A 23571-nucleotide genomic window follows, 5' to 3' on the forward strand; every position below is an offset into this window, starting at 1 on the left:
GAACCACTGCCGAAGAATCTCGGTGGTGGTTTTTATTTGTTTATAAATGTAACAAATTATAATTTTAACAGCCTGATAAATCACTATCAGGCTGTTTTTGTTTTTTTATAAAACTTTTTAGTTCATTCATTCAGTTGGGGCATGTTTCTGCTAAGCGTAAAAGTGAATCTTGTAGTGCCTTTTTAGTATCAGGATCAATGATCGTACCTTGTTTGTTGATTCTCATCGTAATATGAGGAATTGTATGTGAGGCTTCATTCAGGACGAGGGCACTGATCATGTTTAAAGTCAGCAATATGGATGTATGGGCTTGATTACCGCCTAAAGGGCTGGGGGATGCTGCTATGACCACTGTAGGCTTATTCACCCATTCTCCGGAAGATACAATCCAATCTAAAGCATTTTTTAAGACACCGGGAATACCATTTCCATACTCAGGTGTACAGATCAGGACACCGTCTGCTTGCTTTAATTGGGATCTGAAGTATTGAACGGGAAGTGGACCATCATCTACATCAAGATCAGGATTGAAGTGGGGAAGATCATTCAGCTGATCATATACCTGAAATTTTAAAGTAGTAGGGGCAAGTCCCATCATAGCGTTCATTAGCATGGTGTTTGTGGATTGTTTCCGTAGGCTTCCTGAAATTGCAAGAATGTTTATTTTTCTTTCCATTATGTAATCCCCATCTCTGTCAATTGTCTATCCGTAATATGAATTGATTTGTCTATTTTCCATCTTTCCTTACGAAGTGTCTACAGATAACGGAGATTATTAAGCCATTCTTCATATTAAAACGAATATGGTTAGTCTTCTTCATTTGATCTACATACCAAGTGTGAGGAAATGGACCAGAAGGTGTGCTTTCTGTATCAACAGAGAAAACAATAAAAATTTATTATAAATTAGTACCAAGTACTAAGACTTAGTGCTATAATAGTAAAAAACAAAACGAGGTGACTGACGCTATGATGCAATCAAAAGCCAGTATTACTGCATTCGGAACCTATGTGCCGGAGCGTATTCTAAATAACGCGGATTTGGAAAAGTTGGTCGAAACGAACGATGAATGGATCGTGCAACGAACAGGGATGAGGGAGCGGAGAATTGCCGCAGAGGATCAGTTTGTTTCTGATCTGGCAGTTAAGGCTGTGGAAGACATGATTCGTCGGTACGGAGTTGATGTTCATGATGTAGATATGATACTCGTAGCCACAAGTACGCCGGAGTATGCATTCCCTAGCACAGCTTCCAGAGTACAGGCCCGTCTGAACATCACTCAGACTGGAGCGCTGGATTTGAGCGCAGCATGCGCAGGCTTTGTTTATGGGTTGCAGCTGGCCGATAGCATGATTACAAGTGGCATGTATCGCAAAGTGCTCGTGATCGGGGCAGAGACATTATCCAAGATTACGGATTACACCGATCGTACGACATGTATTTTGTTTGGGGATGGAGCAGGAGCTTTTTTGTTGGAACGAACCGAAGGGCAGGGCAGTGCTCTGGCAGCACTTTCCGGAACTCAGGGTGATGGTGGGTTACATGTTTATAGCAGTGGTCTTTCCTCCGAGATGAATGGGGTACCTCTTCAAGGTGACGGACGTCTTGTGCAAAACGGCAGAGAAGTATACAAATGGGCTGTACGACTGATACCGGAGCAATTGCCGAAACTTATCGCTAGCTCAGGCTTGCAGGCGGAGCAAATCGACTGGTTCGTACCGCACAGCGCGAATATGAGAATGATTGAAGCTGTCTGCGAGCGCGGTCCTGTACCGTTGGAGCGCACGCTTACCAGCATGGAGTACCGTGGGAACACATCGGCTGCATCCATACCTCTGGCCATTCAGCTGGGTGTCGATGAAGGGAAAGTGAAGCAGGGTCAGCGCCTTGCCTTATTCGGTTTCGGTGGTGGCTTAACTTATGCAGGCCTTGTGTTGGAATGGAGTGTTCCAGACACTGATCCAACGAGTTAACGTAGAAAGTTGAGATTAAGCAGGAAAGACACTGTATCTTACTGGGATAATAAAAAAAGTACACTTTCCTCCGATGTGGAGGTGAAGTGTACTTTTTGTTTATTAAGCTTTTTTAATTCAATAAAGGAGTTATGGCGTAAGTTTAGGAGCTTGGCGGTGGTGGGTTCCTTGCTCATAACTATATGCGAGTTTAATCAATGTTCCTTCATCAAAAGCACGGCCCAGGAATTCAATGCCTACAGGTAGACCCTCTGTAGTGAAGCCGGCAGGTACGGTGATAGCCGGGAACCCGGAGAATGGGCTTAGTCGGTTATTCCCGCCGGAGTTCTGCCCTTCGCCAATTACGGCTGCAGCCTGGGTGGATGTAGGATAAACGATGGCATCGAGGTTATTGTCAGCCATCACTTTTAGAATAGCTTCGCGCGTGATTTGAGTACGTTTCAGTACGATGTCTTTGTACTCGGTTGTCTCCAGTGTTTCGCGTGCATCGCGAGCCTTCATGGATTGTTCCTGTGTTTTATCAAATTCACCTGAAGCGATGATCTCCGACAGACTGTGGTATGGTGCATCTTCACCAAGTGACTCCAGATAGTCGTTGAGCTGGAATTTGAATTCATATCCGCTCAAGCTCGGGTATTTGTTGATTTCGTCCAGGTTCGGAATACTGATGGGTACAGCAGTTGCACCCAGAGATTTCAATTCTTCCACTGCATTGTTGATGACATCAGCAACGGCTTTCTCTTCTGCTTTGGTGTTCGGGATCAGTTCAGTAGCTACACCAATACGCGCGCCTTTAAGGCCATTCACGTCCAGGAAGTCAGTGTAACTGGAAGGGATTTTGCCTACAGCATAGGCTGTAGCCACATCGTCCTTGTCATAACCGGCCGTAGCATCCAGCATGATCGCAGCATCGCTTACTGTACGAGCCATAGGGCCGCCTACATCTTGAGTTAGAGCAAGCGGGATAATACCTTCACGGCTGGATAATCCAATCGTTGGACGAATTCCGACAAGGCTGTTGAAGCTGGATGGAATACGGATCGATCCACCAGTATCTGTACCCATGCCTGCTGCAGCAAAGTTGGAGGCAATCGCTGCCCCTGTTCCGCCGCTGGAACCGCCAGGATAGTGATCCAGTGCGTAAGGGTTCAGGGTTTGTCCACCCAATGAACTGGATGTAGTAATGCCAAATGCAAATTCATGCAGATTTGTTTTACCGAGGATAATGGCACCCGCTTCTTTGAGCTTTTTCACTTGCTCAGCGTCTTGGGCAGGCACGGAATCCTTCAGACAGATACAGCCAGCAGTGGTAGGCATATCATTCGTATCGAAGTTGTCCTTCACAAGAACCGGAATACCATGCAGCGGTCCACGTGCGCCTTTGGCTGCACGTTCTTCGTCCAAAGCCTGGGCAAGTTCAAGTGCTTCCGGGTTTAAGGTTAGTATGGAATTAATGCTAACTCCCTGATCATCGTATTTCTCAATCCGATCCAGATACATTTGAACCAATTCCTTAGATGTAAGCTTTCCTTGCGTCATTGCAGCCTGGAGTTCAGTAATCGTTGCTTCCTCCAGAACAAATGGTTTTATGTAGTTATAAATGCGGTCTTTCAATATGGCGACATCATTTTCCGTCAGGACAGCGTTAGGTAGAAAGAGGGAATCAGTATATCCTTTCATCAACCCTGCAGCATTCAAGGCACCGATGGCACCTGCATAGCTGGATTGGTCTGGTACGTCTTTGAACGACTCTGTGGTGGACTCCAGCTTCAACCAGGTTTGAAGAGCTAGAGCAGCATCCTTACGCTGAACGGTTTTGCCTGAGAGCTCGTCCATTGAAAAAGGCACACCTGCAAGTGTCGCTGCTTCTTCCATGGCTTCAATAAATGCGGCAGACGTGGCAGGTGCCTTCCCTGCAGCTGTTGCTGCGACCGTTGTTTTGCTTGATGGGGTTGCTGCTCCGGCTGATGCCAGCGGTACGGAAGCTCCTCCCCAAGTTGTAACCATTACTGCTCCTGTCAGTAACAGAGCTCCACTTTTTTTCAATACAGATCCATGATAAGTCATGTATCCACGCTCCTTCTGTCGCAATGATGTGTGTGATGAAACGGCTGCATATGCTTTTGTCACATTCTAATAACATGTTAGGTATTCTCACAACACTCATATTTATCCAAAAAAACGTATACAAGTTGTATTAAGGTGATTATTTCTTTCGGATGCTCTTATTTTCATTCCTAAAAGAAATTTAAGTGTTCATAACCGCGTTACATTATCTAACATGTAATCTAGAACAGTAATTTATCAGGTTAATCGTTCATCTGGGATAGGCCAAGAAACGATTGGTTTGAAATGGTATAATGAAAGGATAGGAACGTGGGTTACAAGGTGTATGAAGAAAGGAAGAGATACGAAGTGAAAACATTGGTACTCGCTGAGAAACCATCTGTGGCACGTGAAATTGCCAGAGTTATGGGAGCGCGTGATAAACATAAGAGTTATTTGGAAGGTCCTAAATATATCGTAACGTGGGCACTTGGGCATCTGGTAGGGCTGGCGGAACCTGAAGATTACGACAAGAAGTACGCCACCTGGAATCTTGAAGATCTGCCGATCCTGCCGGAGCGGGCGAAACTGAAGGTGCTAAGAGAGACGAATCATCAATACAAGGCCGTACAGCAGCTTATGAAACGTCAAGATGTTGGTGAACTGGTCATCGCAACGGATGCCGCCCGGGAGGGAGAGCTGCTTGCCCGTTGGATCATGCAAATGGCACAGTGGAAGAAGCCCTTCAAACGACTGTGGATTTCTTCTCAGACGGATAAGGCAATCAAAGAAGGATTTGCTTCGCTGAAGCCAGGGAGTCAGTTTGACCGTCTCTACGAATCGGCACGCTGCCGGGCGGAAGCGGACTGGATGATTGGGCTTAATGTGACACGGGCGCTGACCGTTCGATTTAATGCACAGTTGTCTGCAGGACGGGTACAGACGCCAACCCTGGGCATGATCATGGACAGGGAAAATGAAATCAATGGTTTTCGGTCACAGGAGTATGAGACATTAACTGCAGATTTTGGAGGTTTTCAAGCCGTGTGGCGGGCCTCAGGCGGAGATTCACGCATCTTTGATACTCAACATACCCAGGCATTGAAGAAACGAGTGGATGGACGTAAGGGAACCATTGCTCAGGTCAAAAAGAGTGAAAAAGTCGAGCCGCATCCTCTGGCCTATGACTTGACGGAGCTTCAGCGTGATGCCAACCGCAAGTATGGCTTTTCAGCCAAGCAGACTTCCAACGTCCTGCAGCGTCTCTATGAGCAGCATAAGCTGGTTACATATCCACGTACGGATAGCCGTTACCTGACATCGGACATGACAGGTACGCTGAAAGAAAGACTGGATAGTGTAGCTGTTGGACATTATGCATCATTGGCGCGTCCGCTGCTGCGGAAAAACTTGAATATCACCAAACGAATTGTGGATGACAGCAAGGTAACGGATCATCATGCAATTATTCCGACAGAACAGACGGTGCTGCTGAATCAGCTGAATCCGGAGGAACGCAAACTGTATGATTTGATTGTACGCCGGTTTATCAGTTTGTTCTATCCAGCTGCCAGATACGATTCGGTAGCGATTACTGTGCAAGTGGGTGAAGATTCCTTCCATGTTAAAGGTACAACTGTAAAAGACAGTGGCTGGCGTGAAGTATACGGCGGAGACTACAGTGACGAAGATGATGAGCGCACAGATGAGCAAGCAGACAATGGCCGCGCTCTTTTGCCAGACGTACAGCAAGGTCAGTCGGTTAGCGTTCAGCGTTGTCATATTAAAAGTGGAAGAACCATGCCGCCTAAACGGTACACGGAGGCTGCATTGCTCGCGCAAATGGAGAAGCACGGACTCGGTACCCCGGCTACGCGTGCAGATATTATCGAGAAATTGGTCAGCTCAGATACCATCGACCGCCAAGGCAACAGCATGCATCCTACAGGTAAAGGGAAGCAATTGATTGAGCTGGCTGCTCCGCAGCTGCGTACTCCTGAACTGACGGCACGTTGGGAAGCTGAACTCGAACGGATTGCTCGTGGACAAGGGAAACCAGGTCCTTTCCTGGAAGGCATACGTTCGATGGCTAAAGAACTGGTGTCCACTGTAAAAGGAAGCAAAGCAGAGTATAAACCGCATAACGTGTCGAGCAGCCACTGCCCGGATTGCAATGCGCGTCTGCTTGAGAAGAAAGGGAAACGCGGCAAGTTTCTCGTATGTCCCACGGAGGATTGTGGCTATCGACGCTCTGCAGAGAAGCGGTTATCCAACCGTCGTTGTCCGCAGTGTCACAAGAAGATGGAAATGAAAGAAGGCAAAGCGGGCCTCTATGTGCAGTGTCTGCCTTGCGGAATCACGGAAGCACTAGATAAAGATAAACAGCACGTCAACAAACGCGAACAGCAAAAGCTGGTCAAACAGTATGCCAAGCAGGAATCCATCGGATCCAATCTCGGAGACTTGTTGAAAGCAGCGATGGAGAAAAAAGGGGACTAGTGCCCCTGAAAGAGTTTGGTACAAGTTGAATGGATACTGGCGAAGTCATGCTCAATAAACCGCTTTGCATGGTGTCGTATAAGATCCCTCCTTTTCAGGCAACGTAAGCCAAGGAGGTGACACAGATGCCACACAACAAACCAGAGAAAATTCATAATCAGCAGAATAAGGACAGTATCCGCGAAGAAAGCATCGGAACACGTCCAACCAAGGCGGGCAAGAGAGTTCCCAGCCTGAACGGTATTCCGAAACAGGAGTCCTAGGTTCTTCCCGGAACGGATGATTCCATTAAGCAATCTATGCGGCTCCCTTCTCGCGTTGATCATGTCCCTGCAGAGGACTATAATGGAGGAACAGGGAGATGTCCCGGGATAGGGGGACCGCTAGAATTATATGCAAACCGGACTCATATTGTGGTTTTTATTTATTAACGTGGTAGGTTATCTGGTGATGTCAGATGACAAAAAGCGGGCGCAGCGACGCCGTGACCGTACACCCGAACGGACGTTATTCCTGCTGGCGTTTATCGGAGGGGCACTTGGAGTCTGGATTGCAATGTACCGGAAAAGGCACAAAACCAAACATCCGAGCTTTACCATTGGGATTCCACTTCTGTTATTTCTGAATGCCGTAATCTATGGTTATTTTTTGAAGTAGAACCTAGGGGTGGAGACGCTGTAAAACAAGGCAAATGGTTCATATCGCATGAAGAACGTTTATAGGGTTACATGGTGTTGGATTTAGTTTTACGTCAGACCGAAGCCTCCAGCTTCGGAGTTTCTACATATAAGGAAGGGACGGGATTTACATGTTATTCTCCAAAATTTTAGTAGCTTATGATGGATCAAAAGCTTCAAACAAGGCGCTCGATCGTGCCATTGAACTGGCTAAAGTGTCTCCGGATTCAGTCATTGATGTCATTCATGCCTTTGACTTCCCGCGCGTATTTATTGGAGAAGGACTTGCACCACTGCCACCATCTCTGAATAACGATTACTACAACCTGGCTGTGCAAACAACCGATGAAGCGAAAGAACGACTCGAAGCTGCGGGAGTTACGGCAAACGTAGACCTGATTCAAGGAGCTGCTGCTGAAGTGCTGCTCGATTATGCTAAGGAAAATGGATCGGATGTTATCGTCATCGGAAGTCGTGGACTTGGCGGCATTCGTGAATTTGTCCTGGGCAGTGTCAGCCACAATGTGGTGCAGCATGCTCGAATTCCTGTATTGATCGTTAAATAATGCATTGAATTGTAAGCTACAAGTAAGCAGTGAGCCGGCTGTCTTCATTCCATTGAAGAGAAGTCGGCTTTCTTTTATGGGATGAAATGGATATGAAGCCCAAAAGAAACGCCTTAATCACGAACATTATATTTGTCAATATGTTAAATGTTCGTCTTTAAGTTGACATTAGCTGTAGGGGATTGTTAGAATGTTAGATGTGTCGATCAGGTGAGAATAAGGTCGAGTAGGAACGAAAGATGGACCAAGGTTGACCGAAATGAGTCACTTGGATTGAATAGATATTTGCTCGTATAACGCCGGGGATAAGGCCCGGAAGTCTCTACCCGGAGACCGTAAATTTCCGGACTACGAGGAGATACGGCTGAGAGTCGCATGAATATGGATGCGGACAGCAAGCCCCCTTTTGGCATGCCCAAATGAGGGATACGTATTTCTTGGAGTCCGGTGTCCGGAGAAAATGTGATGTTTTCGCGGGTAGCGGATTTTTTTGTTTCAAAAGGGAACGCGTATGGCAAGAGTGGTTGTTATCAAAATAAGCTCAGACGGGAGTTGGATGTATTCATGTCAGTGCAGGTCGCTGTAATTATGGGCAGCAAGTCGGATTGGGAAACGATGAAGCATGCGTGTGAGGTGCTGGATGAACTGGAGATCGGGTATGAGAAAAAGGTTGTATCTGCGCATCGCACACCGGATCTGATGTTTGAATATGCCGAGCAGGCTACTGAGCGCGGATTCAAGGTTATCATTGCAGGTGCAGGCGGAGCAGCACATCTCCCTGGCATGGTTGCTTCCAAAACGATGCTGCCGGTAATCGGCGTACCTGTGCAGTCCAAGGCACTGAATGGTCTCGATTCTCTGTTATCGATTGTTCAGATGCCGGGCGGCATTCCTGTCGCAACGGTAGCGATTGGCAAGGCGGGTGCTACTAATGCAGGGCTGCTTGCGGCCCAAATGATTGGTGCATTCGATGAGGATGTCCGTAATCGCTGCGAAGCCCGCAGAGAACGGATCAAACGTGAAGTACTCGAAAGCAGTGATGAGCTATGAGTAAAACTGAATTGAATCTTTCCGGCATGGCTGGACGTGTGCTGCTCCCAGGAAATACAACCATTGGAGTTCTCGGGGGCGGACAGCTTGGACGAATGCTGACGCTTGCCGGGACAGCGATGGGGTACCGCTTTGTCACGCTTGATCCGGCGCCAGATTCGCCTTGCGGACAGGTTGCCCGCCAGATTGAGGCCGGATATGACGATGAAGCTGCAGCGCTTGAACTGGCCCGTCAATGTGATGTGATCACGTATGAGTTTGAAAATGTGGATGCAGGTGTAGCGGGCTTGCTGGAACGTGAATCCTATGTGCCGCAAGGAAGTGCGTTATTGTATACAACCCAGCATCGGTTGCGTGAGAAACGAGCCATTGAAGCTGCTGGAGTAAGAGTAGCGCCTTATCGGGAGATTACAAGTAAGGATACGATGCAAGCAGCCGTAAGCGAGCTTGGTGTACCATGTGTTTTGAAGACGGTAACCGGAGGATACGACGGTAAAGGGCAGCGGGTCATCCGCGAAGCGAGCCAGGCTGTACCGGCTTACGAAGAGCTTGCCGCAACCGGAGTGGAACTGGTACTGGAGCAATTTATCAAGTTTGACTGCGAAATCTCCGTCGTCGTTGCCCGAAGCACAAGTGGCGAGATCAAGACATTCCCGCCAGCGGAGAACATTCATGTGAACAACATTCTGCATGCCTCGATCGTACCGGCCAGAGTGGCTACGGACATACAGATTGAAGCCCAGAAGCTTGCAGCGGCTGTGGCCGAATCCATGCAGGCTGTTGGATTGCTGGCGGTGGAACTCTTTGTTGCGGCAGACGGAAGATTGTACGTGAATGAACTGGCTCCAAGACCTCATAATTCCGGTCATTACACGATGGAAGCCTGTGCGACGTCACAGTTCGAGCAGCATATTCGTGCCATCTGCGGGCTGCCATTAGGAGACACTACACTGTTAAGTCCGGTTGTTATGGTCAATGTGCTTGGAGAACATCTGGAAGGAGTTATCGCCAGAACGGGTCAACCTGATGCAGAAGCAATGGAACTCGGTGTTATACCCAAGCTTCACATATATGGCAAAACCGAAGCGAAAACGGGACGGAAAATGGGGCATGTCAATCTGCTCTGTCAGGATGTTGAAGAAGGATTGCAATGGATTGAACAAACTAATATCTGGAGGAATACAAATTCATGATCGAACGTTATAGCAGACCCGAAATGAGAGCCATCTGGACGGAGGAAAACAAATTCAAGTCCTGGCTGGAAGTTGAAATTTGTGCATGTGAAGCTTGGGCGGAACTCGGAGTTATTCCTAAGGAAGAAGCAGCATTGCTTCGTCAAAACGCTTCTTTTGATATCGATCGCATCTATGAAATCGAACAGGAAACGCGCCATGATGTTATTGCTTTTACACGTACGGTATCAGAGAGTCTGGGTGCAGAACGCAAATGGGTGCACTACGGACTGACATCCACGGATGTAGTAGATACGGCTCTGGGGTACGTACTGCGCCAGGCCAATGAAATTCTGGAACGCGACATCGTGAATTTTATCGAGATCTTGCGTGAGAAGGCCCTTGCTTATCAGCATACGCCAATGATGGGTCGCACACACGGGGTGCATGCCGAGCCAACAACCTTTGGTTTGAAAATGGCCCTGTGGCATGAAGAGATGAAACGTAATCTGGAGCGTTTCCGCCATGCGGCAGACAACGTGCAGTACGGTAAGATCTCCGGTGCGGTAGGAACTTACGCGAACATCGATCCGTTTGTTGAAGAGTTTGTATGCGAGAAGCTGGGAACGAAGCCGGCGCCAATTTCGACACAAACCTTGCAGCGTGACCGTCATGCAGAATACATGGCTACCCTGGCATTGATCGCAACATCACTGGACAAGTTCGCTACAGAAGTTCGTGCATTGCAAAAGAGTGAATTCCGTGAAGTGGAAGAAGCGTTTGCCAAAGGTCAAAAAGGATCTTCCGCCATGCCGCACAAACGTAATCCGATTGGTAGCGAAAATATCTCCGGTCTGTCTCGCGTCATCCGCGGACATATGGTGTCAGCATACGAGAACGTAACACTGTGGCATGAACGCGATATCTCACACTCTTCTGTAGAGCGTGTCATCCTGCCGGATGCAACAATGCTGCTGAACTACATGCTGAACCGTTTCGGTAACATCGTGAAAAACCTGACGGTGTTCCCTGAGAACATGAAGCGCAACATGGAGCGTACCTTCGGTGTTCCATTCTCTGGACGCGTACTGACGAAGCTGATCGATAAAGGCTTCAGCCGTGAACAGGCATATGATACCGTTCAACCACGTGCCATGCAGGCATGGGAAGAACAGCGCCAGTTCAAGGATATCGTGAAAGCCACACCGGAAATTACCGAGGTGCTGAGCGATGAAGAAATCGAAGATGCATTCAACCCATCCTGGCACCTGAAGCATGTCGATACCATCTTCAAGAAGCTAGGTTTGACCAACTAATTAACTCCAATAAGGCTAGAGAGCAGAATGATGGACAAGCAAGGAACAGAGAGGACAGAGCAAATCTGTAGAAGCGAAGCGCTCGCCTTTATCCCCGATTTACACTTTGGAAAAAGTGGATCAAAAAAATCCGGGGATAACAGCGATCGAAAGATTGTTCTGTTATCGGAGTGGAGTGCTCCATCGCGGGTTCTGTCTGTAGCCTTATATCTCCTGAAAGAAGGTGAGCCTCCATGGCACTGTCCACAGCGGCAGATCTCGTTAAAGCACCTCTGTTATACAAAGGAAAAGTACGTGAATTGTACGACCTGGGGGAACATTTTCTGATTGTGGTTACGGACCGGATTTCAGCTTTTGATTATGTGCTGGACCCGGCGGTTCCCGAGAAAGGCAATGTGCTGAATAAACTCAGCAGCTTCTGGTTTGAACTGACGAGCGACATGATGGAAAACCACGTGGTTCATACGGACGTCAACCGGCTCGGTGATCTCATTGTGAACCCAGAGCTTCTGAAAGATCGCATTATGGTGACACGCAAAGCCGAACGCATCGATATCGAATGTGTCGTACGCGGATACATTACTGGCGGCGGATGGAGACAATATGAGAATAGCGGAGAGGTGAACGGCATCAAACTGCCGGAAGGACTTCGCAAAAACGCCAAGCTCGAAAACCCTATTTTCACCCCGGCAGCCAAAAATGATGTAGGTCATGATGAGGACATCCCGATGGATCGCATGAAAGAACTGGTCGGAGATGAGCTGGCAATCGAGCTTCAGGAGAAAAGCCTGCGTCTATACGAATTTGCCCGGGATTATTGTGATCAGCGTGGCATTATTCTCGCAGATTGCAAATTCGAGTTCGGTATCGTCGATGGCAAAGTCATTCTGATCGATGAAATCTTCACCCCGGATGCTTCACGCTTCTGGGCCAAAGAAAATTACGCACTCGACATCGAGATCGACAGCATGGACAAGGAGCCGGTGCGCACCTATCTGGCAGGAACCGATTGGGACAAAAACAGTAAGCCTGACCCGCTGCCACAAGCGGTGGTGGAGGCAACAACAGCAAGATACGTCGATATCTATAACCGATTAACGAAATAATAAATGGGAAGTTTGAGTTGAGCTGCGGGAAAGTTTGGCTTTCGATCGCTGTTGCCCCCGGAATGTATTGATTGGAATCCTTTTTCTAAAGGAAACATTCCGTTTGCAAATGCGAACGCTCCGCTTCTCCAGCTCAATCTTTCCCTCCGCCAGTATCAAACTGGGGATAAGGAAATTGAGAGAATTGGCTTCCTACCTGACGGAAGCCTGAAAGTTGCGAGATAAAAAAACATTGACTACGCAAGTAACTTAAAGACCATTTCATCGATTCACATAATGGTCAGGCTTGACCATAACCCACCGTGCAACGTAAAAGATTTAAGCCTTTCAAAAAAACGTCGCATGGACAAGCGGAGGGGCGGAATTGTTCTTAAAGGAGCGATAGCGTTCGCCTTTGTCCCCGGGTTTTGACCGCACAGCGGTTCAAAATAATCAGAAAAACCTGGGGACAACAGCGAACGGAAGAACAATCCGCCCCGGAGCAAGCTCCCAAACCACTTTTTTAACAGCATAAAGCATTTATCCCGTTCATTACTGAGGAGGAACATAGGATCATGATCAAAGCAACCGTCTATGTCACTATTAAGCAAAGCGTACTCGACCCGCAAGGAGTAGCCGTTCAAGGTGCCCTGCACTCGATGGGATTCAATGAAGTGGAAAGTGTACGGATCGGTAAAGTCATGGAACTGAACCTGGATACAACTGATCGCGCAGAAGCGGAAAAACGTTTGACTGTGATGTGTGAGAAGCTGCTGGCCAACACCGTTGTTGAAGATTACCGCTACGAATTGGAGGGTTAATCCCATGAAATTTGCAGTTCTTGTGTTTCCTGGCTCCAACTGCGACATTGACTGTTATAAGGCAGTGGAAGATGCCATTGGGCAAGAGGTTGATTATGTATGGCACACGGCAACGGATCTTTCGGCGTATGACTGTATCCTGGTTCCGGGTGGTTTCTCCTATGGAGACTACTTGCGTTGTGGGGCGATTTCCCGCTTCGCACCTGTAATGAATGAGGTAGCCAAAGCTGCTGAACAAGGCAAATATATTCTTGGGATTTGCAACGGATTCCAGATTCTGACTGAAGCCGGATTGCTTCCTGGTGCGTTGATTCGCAATATGTCACTGAAATTCCGTTGTCACGATACGGTATTGAAAGTAACGAATGCAGAAACACCATTTACACGTGACTATGCACCTGGGGAAGAGATTATCATTCCGATTGCTCACGGTGAAGGTAATTATTACTGTGATGAAGAGACGCTCGCGAGCTTGCAGGCGAACAACCAGATCGTATTTACGTACGGCAGCAACCCGAATGGTTCCCTGGGCGATATCGCAGGAATCTGTAATGAGGGTGGAAACGTGGTCGGCATGATGCCGCATCCGGAGCGCGCGGTGGATTCATTGCTGGGCTCGGAAGACGGCAAACGTATGTTTACATCTATTTTGAAAGCATGGAGGGATCGACATGACGCAGCAGCTATCCGCTAAGGAACCGACGGCAGAACAGGTCGCAGAACATAAACTTTACGCACAAATGGGCGTGTCGGACAGCGAGTATGAGCTGATCTGTGAATTCATGGGACGCAAGCCGAACTACACGGAAATCGGTGTATTTAGCGTTATGTGGTCCGAGCACTGTGCATACAAAAACTCCAAGCCGCTGTTGCGCCGTTTCCCAACCAGTGGACCGCGTGTCCTGATGGGACCAGGTGAAGGTGCCGGGATCGTTGACATTGGCGACAACCAGGCTGTTGTTTTCAAAATTGAAAGCCATAACCACCCTTCCGCTGTAGAACCTTATCAAGGGGCAGCAACAGGCGTGGGCGGTATCATCCGTGATATTTTCTCCATGGGTGCAAGACCGGTAGCCCTGCTGAACTCGCTTCGTTTCGGGAAATTGGAGAGCGACCGCGTGAAATACCTGTTTGAACATGTCGTATCCGGTATTGCCGGATATGGTAACTGTATCGGGATTCCAACGGTAGCCGGTGAAGTGATGTTCGACGAAAGTTATGAAGGCAATCCACTCGTTAATGCCATGTGTGTAGGCTTGATCGATCATGACAAAATCCAGCGCGGAGTAGCCAAAGGCGTAGGAAATCCAGTGTACTATGTTGGTCCTCCAACGGGCCGTGATGGAATTCACGGTGCAACGTTTGCATCGGTAGAATTGACGGAAGAATCCGAATCCAAGAAGACAGCAGTTCAAGTCGGCGACCCGTTCATGGAAAAGCTCGTCATGGAGTCCTGCCTTGAACTGATCGACACGGGTATCGTACTTGGTATTCAGGATATGGGTGCAGCTGGCCTGACTTGCTCCAGTGCAGAGATGGCAAGTAAAGCAGGTAACGGCCTGGAACTGTATCTGGATCAGGTACCACAGCGCGAAGAAGGCATGACGCCTTATGAGATGATGCTGTCCGAGTCTCAGGAACGGATGCTGTTCGTGGTTGAGCCGAAGGATGAGGCGCAAGCAATGGAGATCTTCGAACGTTGGGGCGTCATCTGTGCAAAAGTCGGTAAAGTTACTGATGACGGACGCCTGAAGCTGTACCATCACGGCGAAGTGGTTGGGGATATGCCAGTGAAGGCATTGGTCGATGAATGTCCAGTGTACAACAAGCCATCTTCTGTACCGGCTTACTACGAGCAAAGCGCTTCAATCGACACCCTGCGTTACGATGAAGTGTCGGATCTCGGCGGTGCGTTGAAACAGGTATTGGCTTCGCCAACGGTAGCAAGCAAAAAGTGGGTTTACGATCAATACGACTACATGGTTCGTACAAGTACAGCCGTTCGTCCGGGTTCGGATGCTGCGGTGGTAACAATTCGCGGAACACGCAAAGGTCTGGCGATGACAACGGACTGTAACGGACGTTATGTATATCTGGATCCTGAAGTGGGTGGCCGCATTGCAGTTAGTGAAGCGGCTCGTAACATTGTATGTTCTGGTGCGGAGCCACTGGCGATTACGGACAACCTGAACTTCGGTAACCCGGAGAAGCCGGACATTTTCTGGCAGATGGAAAAAGCCGTTGACGGTATGGCAGAAGCTTGCCGCGTACTGGATACGCCGGTTATTGGTGGTAACGTGAGTCTTTATAACGAAAACGCCAAAGGCTCAATCTATCCAACGCCAGTAGTCGGTATGGTAGGTCTCGTTCATGATACGGATCATATCACGACACAGGGATTCAAATCCGAAGGCGATGTGATCATCCTCCTCGGTGAGACCAAAGCGGAGCTGGGCGGTAGCGAGCTGCAATACGCGGTTCATGGCAAAACGGAAGGCCGTCCGCCGCAGCTTGATCTGAACACGGAGAAAGCATTGCTCAGCACCGTGCTGGAAGCTATCCAATCCGGACTTGTTCGCTCGGCACATGACTTGTCTGAGGGCGGATTGGCTGTAGCTTTGGCTGAATCCTGCATCAGCGGCAACGTGGGTGCACAGGTGAATGTGGAAACTGCACTGCGTGCGGATCATGCACTCTTCAGTGAGAGCCAATCCCGCATTCTGCTGTCTGCTTCGCCGGAGCAAGCAGGCAAACTTGAAGCATTTGTACGTGAGCGCGGTGTACCCGTAGCTGTTATTGGACGTGTGGAAGGAAGCAACTTGACGATCGAATTGAACGGAACATCAGCCGTGAACGAACCCGTAGGAGGTTTGGCTCAGGTCTGGGAGGATGCGATTCCATGTCTCATGAACTGACGACAGGACAGTGGTGGACAGGCGATTATTATAACGAAGGGTCCGGTAAGGAAGGACTCGATAAATTAAAAGAAGAATGTGGCGTATTCGGGGTGTTCAGACACCCTGATGCTGCTTCGCTCTCCTATTATGGACTGCATGCGCTTCAACATCGGGGCGAAGAAAGTGCAGGCATGTGTGTGAGTGATGGTACCCAGTTTAACTACCATCGTGGTATGGGTCTGGTGAAGGAAGTCTTCACCAAAGACCTGATGCAGACCTTGTCTGGTGATATTTCCATCGGTCACGTTCGGTATTCCACGAGCGGCGACAGTAAACTGACCAATGCACAACCCCTGGTATTCAAGTATCGTGACGGGGATCTGGCCGTTGCCACGAACGGGAATATCGTGAATGCACCAACGATTCGCCGTGAGCTGGAGCAGAGCGGGTCGATCTTCCAGACAACCAGCGATACGGAAGTTATTGCGCATTTGATTGCACGTTCATCGAAGGGTTTGGTGGAAGCAGCAAAAGATGCATTCCAACGTATTGTGGGCGGTTATGCATTTCTGATTATGACCAACGACAAGCTGCTGGTGGCTTCTGATCCGCACGGTCTGCGTCCGCTGACGATGGGCAAGCTCGGAGATGCATATCTGTTTGCATCCGAGACGTGTGCACTGGAAACGATCGGCGCAGAATTGATTCGCGATATTGAACCTGGTGAACTGCTGGTGCTCGACGCAGATGGTCTGCACGAGGATCGCTTCGATCATCACAAACACCGCAAGGCACTATGTGCGATGGAATATATTTATTTTGCCCGTCCGGATAGTGACATGAACGGGGCCAACCAGCATGCTGCCCGGAAGCGAATGGGTGGACGCATGGCGATTGAATCTTTTGTGGATGCCGATCTGGTAACAGGTGTACCGGACTCCAGTATTTCCGCGGCAATTGGATATGCTGAGCAAACCGGTATTCCTTACGAGATGGGCATGATTAAGAATAAATACACCGGACGTACATTTATCCAGCCTAGTCAGGAATTGCGTGAGCAGGGCGTGAAGATGAAGCTGAGTGCCGTGCGCCGTGTGGTTGAAGGCAAACGTGTTGTTATGATTGATGATTCCATTGTACGGGGCACCACCTCACGCCGGATTGTGAACATGCTGCGAGATGCCGGAGCAACCGAGGTGCATGTACGTATTACATCGCCTCCATTCAAAAATCCATGTTTCTACGGCATTGATACGCCTGACAGCCGTGAGCTTATTGCCTCGCAGCTGTCGGTGGAGGAGATCTGCCGTGAGATCAACGCGGATTCTCTGGCGTTCCTCAGTCCCGATGGACTGATTGCATCCATTCAGGGAGATAATCAGGATGATTACAAAGGCGGGCTCTGCCTCGCTTGCTTCGATAATGATTATCCAACCAACCTTGACTTCGGTGGCGAAGAGAAATTTGGCTGCAGCTGTTAGGAGACAGGCTTATGGGAAGGAAAAGCTATAATGAGGGTGATATATTTCTGATCCCGATGCAGGATGGACGGTTTGCCGTGTGTCAGATTGTATGTGCGCTGCGAGGCCGCTTCAAAAAGGCGTTTTCGTTCGGCGTGATGAGCATTCAGCGTGACGAAACCTTAAGTTTGGAAGATCGCGAGTTTCTTGTCTATTCGTACATGCAGCGCAAGAGCCGCGTGATCTTCACCTCACCAGCATTTCTGAGAGATGGAACATGGAGAATTATCGGTAACCTCCCGCTGACACCTGCGAAGAAGGAACTGCAAGTATTCCAGTGCGCCGGGAGTTTGTATGACGGAGACGAATTCATTCGAATGATTCCACCAGCAGAGTACAGCCTGTACATTACATTGGGTGCAGCTGGATTTGAGTTGGTGCAGAACTATCTGTTAGAAATGGGCAAAAATCAATAAATTGGACTATCCTTTTACACAAAAACGGAGAGGACAGAAAAAACCTGAAGAAGCGAAGCTAAAAGCTTTCTGAAAGAAAGCTACATCGGAAGCATAGGCTTCGCCTTTATCACCGGATTTTCCCTTTGAAAAGGGAATCAAAAAAATCTGGGGATAACAGCGATTGGAAGGTTATTCTGTCATCGGAGTGTTACGGTGTAAATATCTTTAGTTCAATTTATACAAGATACGAAGGGTGCGATGGTAGTGTCAGAAGCATATAAAAAGGCCGGCGTCGATATCGCGGCAGGTAATGAAGCGGTTGAACGGATGAAAAAACACGTGAAGCGTACCTTCCGTCCGGAAGTGATGACAGATCTGGGCGGATTTGGAGCCCTGTTCGGTTTGAACAAAGACAAATATGATGAGCCGGTGCTCGTTTCCGGCACTGACGGTGTAGGAACCAAGCTGAAAATCGCGTTTGCCATGGACCGTCACGATACCATTGGAATCGACGCTGTGGCCATGTGTGTGAACGACATTGTGGTGCAGGGAGCGGAGCCGCTCTTTTTCCTCGATTACCTGGCATGTGACAAAGTCATCCCTGAGAAGATCGAAGCCATCGTTGCTGGTATCGCTGAAGGATGTCACCAGTCCGGATGTGCGCTTATTGGCGGAGAAACGGCAGAAATGCCGGGCATGTATAGTGAAGGGGAATACGATATTGCCGGATTTACCGTGGGAATCGTGGATAAAGCCAAAATCATCAACGGCACGACCATCTCTCCAGGTGACACGGTAATTGGACTGGCTTCCAGTGGTGTACACAGCAATGGATTCTCGCTGGTCCGCAGACTTTTGCTGGAGGAAGCCGGGCTGGATCTGCATGAGGAAGTATCTGAACTGGGCGGCAAGCTGGGTGATGCACTGCTGGAGCCGACAAAAATCTATGTGAAACCACTTCTGTCCCTGCTGGAAAAGATCAACGTCAAAGGCATGGCTCACATTACGGGTGGCGGATTTATCGAGAATATCCCACGGATGCTGCCTAGCAGCGTCAATGTAGATATCGATTACGGCTCATGGCCGATTCTGCCAATCTTCAACCTGCTGCAGCAAAAAGGGTCGGTCTCGAACCGGGATATGTTCACCACGTTTAACATGGGAATCGGACTTGTGCTTGTCGTGAACGAAGCAGACGCAAACGAAGCTCTGGAACAGCTGAAAGCTTCTGGTGAAGAAGCGTACATCATTGGACGTGTGACTGAAGGAGATGCGCGAGTAACCTTCACGGGAGCGGATGTTTAATGGCGAACTACCGGATTGCCGTATTTGCCTCTGGTGAAGGGTCGAACTTTCAGGCATTGGTGGATGCAGCGAAAAACGGAGGACTGGATGCATCCGTAGATTTGCTGGTGTGTGACAAACCTGCTGCACGCGTTGTGCAGCGGGCCAAGGATGCTGGCGTGGATTGCCATCTGTTCACTCCGAAAAATTACGATTCCCGCGAGGCCTACGAGGCTGAGATCGTGGAAGTGCTTGAATCCAAAAACATTGACTTGGTTGTTCTTGCCGGATATATGAGACTGCTGACTTCAGTCGTAGTGGATCGGTATGCCGGACGGCTGATTAACATCCATCCGTCCTTGCTGCCCGCATTTGCAGGTAAGGATGCAATCGGACAGGCATTGGAGTACGGCGTGAAAATTACTGGGGTAACCGTACACTTCGTGGATGGTGGCATGGATACGGGGCCTATCATTGCCCAGCATCCTGTGCCGATTCTGCCTGAGGATACGGCAGAATCGATCAGCCGTTCCATTCATGCAGCGGAACAGCAGCTGTATCCGGAGGTTGTTTCCTGGTTTGCTCAAGGATTGGTTCAGCTGGAGGGCCGTCAGGTTACGGTTCGCAAAGCGAACTAAGCATGTACAAGATAACGGAGAAGTTAGCATTTGATCCGGGAGTGAAGGCGATCGCAAGATTGTTCTGAACTCTCAATGGTTCTGATATGAAATCATTCATTCACCTTATATCGTAGGAATCGTCGAAACTTGGTACGCATTTTGTGATATTTCTCGGGAAATAAATCGGCTGTGTTTCGTCATGAAACGCGGGGTTATGGGACATTAAAGGAGGAGCATATTGTGAGTATCAAAAGAGCTTTGGTCAGTGTGTGGGATAAAACAGGCATCGTGGACTTTTGCCGCGAGCTGTCGCAAATGGGAGTGGAGATTATTTCGACAGGAGGTACAAGCAGCCTGTTGTCGAAGGAAGGCGTACCTGTGATCGGGATCTCGGATGTGACTGGATTCCCGGAAATTATGGACGGACGTGTCAAAACGCTGCATCCAGCCGTTCATGGCGGTTTGCTGGCTGTACGTGACAGTGAAGATCATAAACGCCAGATGGAAGAGAATGGACTAGATTATATCGACCTGGTAGTCGTAAACCTGTACCCATTCCAGGACACCATTGCGAAGCCGGATGTAACCTATGAAGATGCGATTGAGAACATCGATATCGGTGGTCCTACCATGCTTCGTTCTGCGGCCAAGAACCATGCTTTTGTTAGTGTTGTTGTCGACACGGCAGACTATGGCAAAGTGCTGGAGGAAGTGCGCAGCAGTGGGGATACCACGCTGGAAACACGTAAACGGCTTGCGGCAAAAGTTTTCCGTCATACGGCGGCTTACGATGCAGTTATCTCTGATTATCTCTCCAACCTGAATGGTGATCCACTGCCAGAGCGTTTGACGGTGACTTACGAAAAAATCCAGGATTTGCGCTACGGCGAAAATCCGCATCAACAAGCGGCATTCTATCGTAAACCGCTTGCTGCTCAAGATACGTTGACAACAGCCGAGCAACTGCACGGCAAAGAGCTGTCTTACAATAACATCAACGATGCAAACGCAGCGTTGCAGATCGTCAAGGAATTTGTAGAGCCTGCTGTTGTGGCGGTTAAGCACATGAACCCTTGCGGCGTGGGCATTGGTGAAAGCATCTATGAAGCCTACAGCAAAGCATATGCTGCTGATCCAACATCCATCTTCGGTGGCATTGTGGCAGCGAACCGCATAATCGACAGCGACACAGCTGCCAAACTGAGCGAGATTTTCCTGGAAATCGTGCTGGCTCCTGATTTTACGCAAGAGGCACTGGATATCCTGACGAAGAAGAAAAACATTCGTTTGCTCAAAACGGGTGAATTGAATGCAGCTCGTGACCGGGCGAGCCAATTCGCGGTGACCTCTATCGACGGCGGCATGATCGTACAACAGAGCGATGTGCATTCCATTGAAGCAAGTGAACTAAAAGTTGTTACAGATCGTGCACCTTCCGAAGAAGAATTGAAACAGCTCCTCTTTGGCTGGAAAGTAGTTAAGCACGTGAAATCCAATGCGATCGTGCTTGCAGCGAATGACATGACCGTAGGTGTGGGCGCTGGACAAATGAACCGCGTTGGTGCAGCCAAAATTGCCATTGAACAAGCTGGCGAGCAAGCAAAGGGTGCTATTCTCGCATCGGATGCATTCTTCCCGATGGGGGATACGCTGGAACTGGCAGCTAAGGCTGGAATTACAGCTGTTATCCAACCAGGCGGTTCCATTAAGGATGAAGAGTCCATTAAAGTAGCGAATGAGTATGGTATTGCCATGGTCTTCACAGGCGTTCGCCATTTCAAACACTAAGAGTCGAAATCAAAGCTTCACACGTCGATGAACAAGCGAATAGGCTTGTTCATCCTCATTTTCAGCACATTAGCAATTATCAATAACGAGCGATTTCTGGAATTCATGAGGGGGAACGGAACGAATGGATATTCTGGTAGTGGGCGGCGGCGGTCGGGAACATGCGATCATCTGGGCGCTGGCAAAAAGTCCGAAAGCGGGCAAGATTCACTGTGCGCCAGGAAATGCAGGCATTGCACAGCTTGCCGAATGTCACCCGGTGGCAGTGAATGAATTCGATAAATTAAAGGCTCTTGCCGTGGAACTCAAGGTGGATCTGGTGGTCATTGGTCCGGATGATCCGCTGGCAGACGGGATTGTGGATGCATTTGATTCCACAGGCATTCCGGTCTTTGGACCGCGTCGCAATGCAGCGGAGATTGAAGGAAGCAAAACATTCATGAAGGATCTGCTGCATAAGTACAACATCCCAACGGCAGCCTATGAGAAATTCGACAATTACGAGCAGGCTCAGGCTTATCTTGATGCACAGGCAATTCCCGTGGTCATCAAGGCCGATGGCCTGGCAGCCGGTAAAGGTGTAACGGTCGCTTATTCCCGCGAGGAAGCTGATCAGGCACTACGCAGTATTATGGTAGAGAAAGTCTTCGGGGAAGCAGGAGCCAAAGTAATTATTGAAGAGTTTCTGGCAGGGCAGGAGATGTCGATTCTGGCATTTGTTGACGGCGAGACCGTTCGTCCGATGGCCGCTGCACAGGATCACAAGCCAGTCTACGACGATGACAAGGGGCCTAACACGGGTGGGATGGGTACATATTCACCACTGCCACATATTCCGAATTCAATTATTGAAGAGGCTGTTGAAACCATTATTAAGCCAACGGCCAAAGCCATGGTATCCGAAGGACGTCCATTCCGCGGCGTACTGTTTGCCGGACTCATGATCTCACCGGACGGCAAACCGAAAACAATTGAATTCAATGCTCGTTTTGGTGATCCCGAGACACAGGTTGTACTGCCGCGCCTCAAAACGGATCTGCTCGACATTTTCTGGGCCACCGTGCATGGCAAACTGGCGGACATGGAAATTGAGTGGAGCAAAGAGGCTGCCGTATGCGTGGTCCTGGCATCGGGAGGATATCCGGGGCCGTATGCAAAAGGCGTAGCCATCGAAGGTCTGGATCAGGTCAGCGATGCTGTCGTCTTCCACGCAGGAACGGCGCGCAGCGAATCCGGAGAATGGGTCACGAATGGTGGACGTATTCTTGGGGTAGTGGGTCTTGGCGCCGATATTGCTGAAGCTAGAAACAAGGCTTATGCAGAGGCGGAACGTATCCGCTTCGAAGGCAAGCATCAGCGATCTGACATTGCTGCCAAAGCTTTAGTGTAAATAGTTATTGGAATATGGGTCCGCCCGAGGAATGCCTTCAGATCAGAAGCATGGCATTCATCGGGCGGGCCTTTTTTTACGCTGGATCATTCTGTTAGAAATATGTTTCAGCTGGATAACTCCAAGGGTAGTAGTGATATAAAACAGGTCTATTCTATACATAGCTTTGTTAGGTATATAAGTAACTTATTACATGAATTAAGCCATTTGTGAACAAAATATTCATGAATTTACGTGCAAGATAATCCAAACCATGACGTACAACTGGATGGTTTGATTCGGAACATGTTATACTTTTCTGAAACAGGAATGAACAAGAGGGGAGGTGGATATCTATTGGGAAGGCGATATTGTAAACTGTCCAAATGGAGAATTAAGGTGGAGTAAATCGGAGAAACAATCTGACAGCATGAGGGTTAGCCCTAATTATAGAGAAGTGGTTTCTTAATGTGATTGACTTCATCCTGA

20 protein-coding genes and 1 riboswitch are annotated in these 23571 nt (G+C 48.8%); of the genes, 18 read left to right on the forward strand and 2 right to left on the reverse strand.

From position 1 onward, the window contains the following. Positions 1 to 130 precede the first annotated feature (130 nt). Positions 131 to 676: an NADPH-dependent FMN reductase gene (locus PIL01S_RS15700; protein ID WP_127538313.1), complete on the reverse strand. Its 546-nt coding sequence runs from the start codon at positions 674 to 676 to the stop codon at positions 131 to 133. A 293-nt stretch (positions 677 to 969) separates the two neighbouring features. Here PIL01S_RS15700 and PIL01S_RS15705 point away from each other — a divergent pair, with 293 nt between their 5' ends. Next, entirely contained in the window at positions 970 to 1974 is a 1005-nt protein-coding gene (locus tag PIL01S_RS15705) for a ketoacyl-ACP synthase III (protein ID WP_127538314.1), read from the forward strand. 129 nt (positions 1975 to 2103) lie between these two features. On the opposite strand, the gene PIL01S_RS15710 is transcribed toward PIL01S_RS15705, so the two are convergent. Then, positions 2104 to 4041, reverse strand: a complete 1938-nt coding sequence (locus tag PIL01S_RS15710) for an amidase family protein (protein ID WP_127538315.1) — start codon at positions 4039 to 4041, stop codon at positions 2104 to 2106. A 348-nt stretch (positions 4042 to 4389) separates the two neighbouring features. Between PIL01S_RS15710 and PIL01S_RS15715 the strand changes: the two genes are divergently transcribed. From PIL01S_RS15715 to purD, 17 genes are all read left to right on the forward strand, one after another. After that, on the forward strand, positions 4390 to 6519 hold the full coding sequence (locus PIL01S_RS15715; RefSeq protein WP_127538316.1) for a DNA topoisomerase III: 2130 nt from the start codon (positions 4390 to 4392) through the stop codon (positions 6517 to 6519). A gap of 125 nt (positions 6520 to 6644) precedes the next feature. Next, positions 6645 to 6782, forward strand: a complete 138-nt coding sequence (locus PIL01S_RS29515) for a hypothetical protein (RefSeq protein WP_164764248.1) — start codon at positions 6645 to 6647, stop codon at positions 6780 to 6782. A 130-nt stretch (positions 6783 to 6912) separates the two neighbouring features. Then, on the forward strand, positions 6913 to 7176 hold the full coding sequence (locus PIL01S_RS15720; protein ID WP_095288452.1) for a DUF1294 domain-containing protein: 264 nt from the start codon (positions 6913 to 6915) through the stop codon (positions 7174 to 7176). Between the two features lie 151 nt (positions 7177 to 7327). Next, entirely contained in the window at positions 7328 to 7762 is a 435-nt protein-coding gene (locus tag PIL01S_RS15725) for a universal stress protein (protein ID WP_127538317.1), read from the forward strand. A gap of 269 nt (positions 7763 to 8031) precedes the next feature. Further along, positions 8032 to 8133, forward strand: a riboswitch (purine riboswitch). A 193-nt stretch (positions 8134 to 8326) separates the two neighbouring features. Continuing rightward, positions 8327 to 8812 carry a 5-(carboxyamino)imidazole ribonucleotide mutase gene (gene purE, locus PIL01S_RS15730; protein ID WP_095288499.1) on the forward strand — a complete coding sequence of 162 codons (486 nt, stop codon included), beginning with the start codon at positions 8327 to 8329 and terminating at the stop codon, positions 8810 to 8812. Then, complete coding sequence (gene purK, locus PIL01S_RS15735; RefSeq protein WP_127538318.1) at positions 8809 to 10005, forward strand: 5-(carboxyamino)imidazole ribonucleotide synthase; 1197 nt, start codon at positions 8809 to 8811, stop codon at positions 10003 to 10005. Before purE ends, purK begins: the two co-directional genes overlap by 4 nt. Then, the gene (purB, locus tag PIL01S_RS15740; protein WP_095288455.1) at positions 10002 to 11300 is read left to right on the forward strand and encodes an adenylosuccinate lyase; all 1299 of its coding nucleotides are present in this window, start codon (positions 10002 to 10004) and stop codon (positions 11298 to 11300) included. The genes purK and purB overlap by 4 nt, the downstream gene beginning before the upstream one ends. Before the next feature lie 233 nt (positions 11301 to 11533). Beyond that, a complete protein-coding gene (locus PIL01S_RS15745) occupies positions 11534 to 12406 on the forward strand; it encodes a phosphoribosylaminoimidazolesuccinocarboxamide synthase (protein WP_127538319.1) in 873 nt (290 codons plus the stop codon). A gap of 554 nt (positions 12407 to 12960) precedes the next feature. Beyond that, the gene (purS, locus tag PIL01S_RS15750; protein ID WP_090904903.1) at positions 12961 to 13206 is read left to right on the forward strand and encodes a phosphoribosylformylglycinamidine synthase subunit PurS; all 246 of its coding nucleotides are present in this window, start codon (positions 12961 to 12963) and stop codon (positions 13204 to 13206) included. Between the two features lie 4 nt (positions 13207 to 13210). Continuing rightward, on the forward strand, positions 13211 to 13900 hold the full coding sequence (purQ, locus tag PIL01S_RS15755; protein WP_127538320.1) for a phosphoribosylformylglycinamidine synthase subunit PurQ: 690 nt from the start codon (positions 13211 to 13213) through the stop codon (positions 13898 to 13900). Then, the gene (purL, locus tag PIL01S_RS15760; RefSeq protein ID WP_127538321.1) at positions 13878 to 16121 is read left to right on the forward strand and encodes a phosphoribosylformylglycinamidine synthase subunit PurL; all 2244 of its coding nucleotides are present in this window, start codon (positions 13878 to 13880) and stop codon (positions 16119 to 16121) included. The genes purQ and purL overlap by 23 nt, the downstream gene beginning before the upstream one ends. Further along, positions 16106 to 17584 carry an amidophosphoribosyltransferase gene (purF, locus tag PIL01S_RS15765; protein ID WP_127538322.1) on the forward strand — a complete coding sequence of 493 codons (1479 nt, stop codon included), beginning with the start codon at positions 16106 to 16108 and terminating at the stop codon, positions 17582 to 17584. Before purL ends, purF begins: the two co-directional genes overlap by 16 nt. Before the next feature lie 11 nt (positions 17585 to 17595). Then, entirely contained in the window at positions 17596 to 18039 is a 444-nt protein-coding gene (locus PIL01S_RS15770) for an immunity 26/phosphotriesterase HocA family protein (protein ID WP_127538323.1), read from the forward strand. Positions 18040 to 18285: 246 nt separating this feature from the next. Then, complete coding sequence (gene purM / locus PIL01S_RS15775; protein WP_127538324.1) at positions 18286 to 19326, forward strand: phosphoribosylformylglycinamidine cyclo-ligase; 1041 nt, start codon at positions 18286 to 18288, stop codon at positions 19324 to 19326. Further along, on the forward strand, positions 19326 to 19943 hold the full coding sequence (gene purN, locus PIL01S_RS15780) for a phosphoribosylglycinamide formyltransferase (RefSeq protein WP_127538325.1): 618 nt from the start codon (positions 19326 to 19328) through the stop codon (positions 19941 to 19943). The genes purM and purN overlap by 1 nt, the downstream gene beginning before the upstream one ends. A gap of 222 nt (positions 19944 to 20165) precedes the next feature. Further along, positions 20166 to 21713: a bifunctional phosphoribosylaminoimidazolecarboxamide formyltransferase/IMP cyclohydrolase gene (purH, locus tag PIL01S_RS15785; protein ID WP_127538326.1), complete on the forward strand. Its 1548-nt coding sequence runs from the start codon at positions 20166 to 20168 to the stop codon at positions 21711 to 21713. Between the two features lie 124 nt (positions 21714 to 21837). Next, positions 21838 to 23103, forward strand: a complete 1266-nt coding sequence (gene purD / locus PIL01S_RS15790; RefSeq protein ID WP_127538327.1) for a phosphoribosylamine--glycine ligase — start codon at positions 21838 to 21840, stop codon at positions 23101 to 23103. Positions 23104 to 23571 lie beyond the last annotated feature (468 nt).

The organism is Paenibacillus illinoisensis NBRC 15959, from assembly GCF_004000925.1.
Lineage (GTDB): Bacteria > Bacillota > Bacilli > Paenibacillales > Paenibacillaceae > Paenibacillus > Paenibacillus illinoisensis.

Excerpts from the sequence above, each read along its gene's own strand:
- purB (WP_095288455.1), top strand. The coding sequence starts at position 10,002 with ATGATCGAACGTTATAGCAGACCCGAAATGAGAGCCATCTGGACGGAG.
- purQ (WP_127538320.1), top strand. The coding sequence starts at position 13,211 with ATGAAATTTGCAGTTCTTGTGTTTCCTGGCTCCAACTGCGACATTGAC.
- PIL01S_RS15745 (WP_127538319.1), top strand. The coding sequence starts at position 11,534 with ATGGCACTGTCCACAGCGGCAGATCTCGTTAAAGCACCTCTGTTATAC.
- PIL01S_RS15705 (WP_127538314.1), top strand. The coding sequence starts at position 970 with ATGATGCAATCAAAAGCCAGTATTACTGCATTCGGAACCTATGTGCCG.
- PIL01S_RS15700 (WP_127538313.1), bottom strand. The coding sequence starts at position 676 with ATGGAAAGAAAAATAAACATTCTTGCAATTTCAGGAAGCCTACGGAAA.
- purK (WP_127538318.1), top strand. The coding sequence starts at position 8,809 with ATGAGTAAAACTGAATTGAATCTTTCCGGCATGGCTGGACGTGTGCTG.
- purF (WP_127538322.1), top strand. The coding sequence starts at position 16,106 with ATGTCTCATGAACTGACGACAGGACAGTGGTGGACAGGCGATTATTAT.
- purL (WP_127538321.1), top strand. The coding sequence starts at position 13,878 with ATGACGCAGCAGCTATCCGCTAAGGAACCGACGGCAGAACAGGTCGCA.
- PIL01S_RS15770 (WP_127538323.1), top strand. The coding sequence starts at position 17,596 with ATGGGAAGGAAAAGCTATAATGAGGGTGATATATTTCTGATCCCGATG.
- PIL01S_RS15720 (WP_095288452.1), top strand. The coding sequence starts at position 6,913 with ATGCAAACCGGACTCATATTGTGGTTTTTATTTATTAACGTGGTAGGT.
- purD (WP_127538327.1), top strand. The coding sequence starts at position 21,838 with ATGGATATTCTGGTAGTGGGCGGCGGCGGTCGGGAACATGCGATCATC.
- purE (WP_095288499.1), top strand. The coding sequence starts at position 8,327 with ATGTCAGTGCAGGTCGCTGTAATTATGGGCAGCAAGTCGGATTGGGAA.
- purN (WP_127538325.1), top strand. The coding sequence starts at position 19,326 with ATGGCGAACTACCGGATTGCCGTATTTGCCTCTGGTGAAGGGTCGAAC.
- PIL01S_RS15710 (WP_127538315.1), bottom strand. The coding sequence starts at position 4,041 with ATGACTTATCATGGATCTGTATTGAAAAAAAGTGGAGCTCTGTTACTG.
- PIL01S_RS29515 (WP_164764248.1), top strand. The coding sequence starts at position 6,645 with ATGCCACACAACAAACCAGAGAAAATTCATAATCAGCAGAATAAGGAC.
- purS (WP_090904903.1), top strand. The coding sequence starts at position 12,961 with ATGATCAAAGCAACCGTCTATGTCACTATTAAGCAAAGCGTACTCGAC.
- PIL01S_RS15725 (WP_127538317.1), top strand. The coding sequence starts at position 7,328 with ATGTTATTCTCCAAAATTTTAGTAGCTTATGATGGATCAAAAGCTTCA.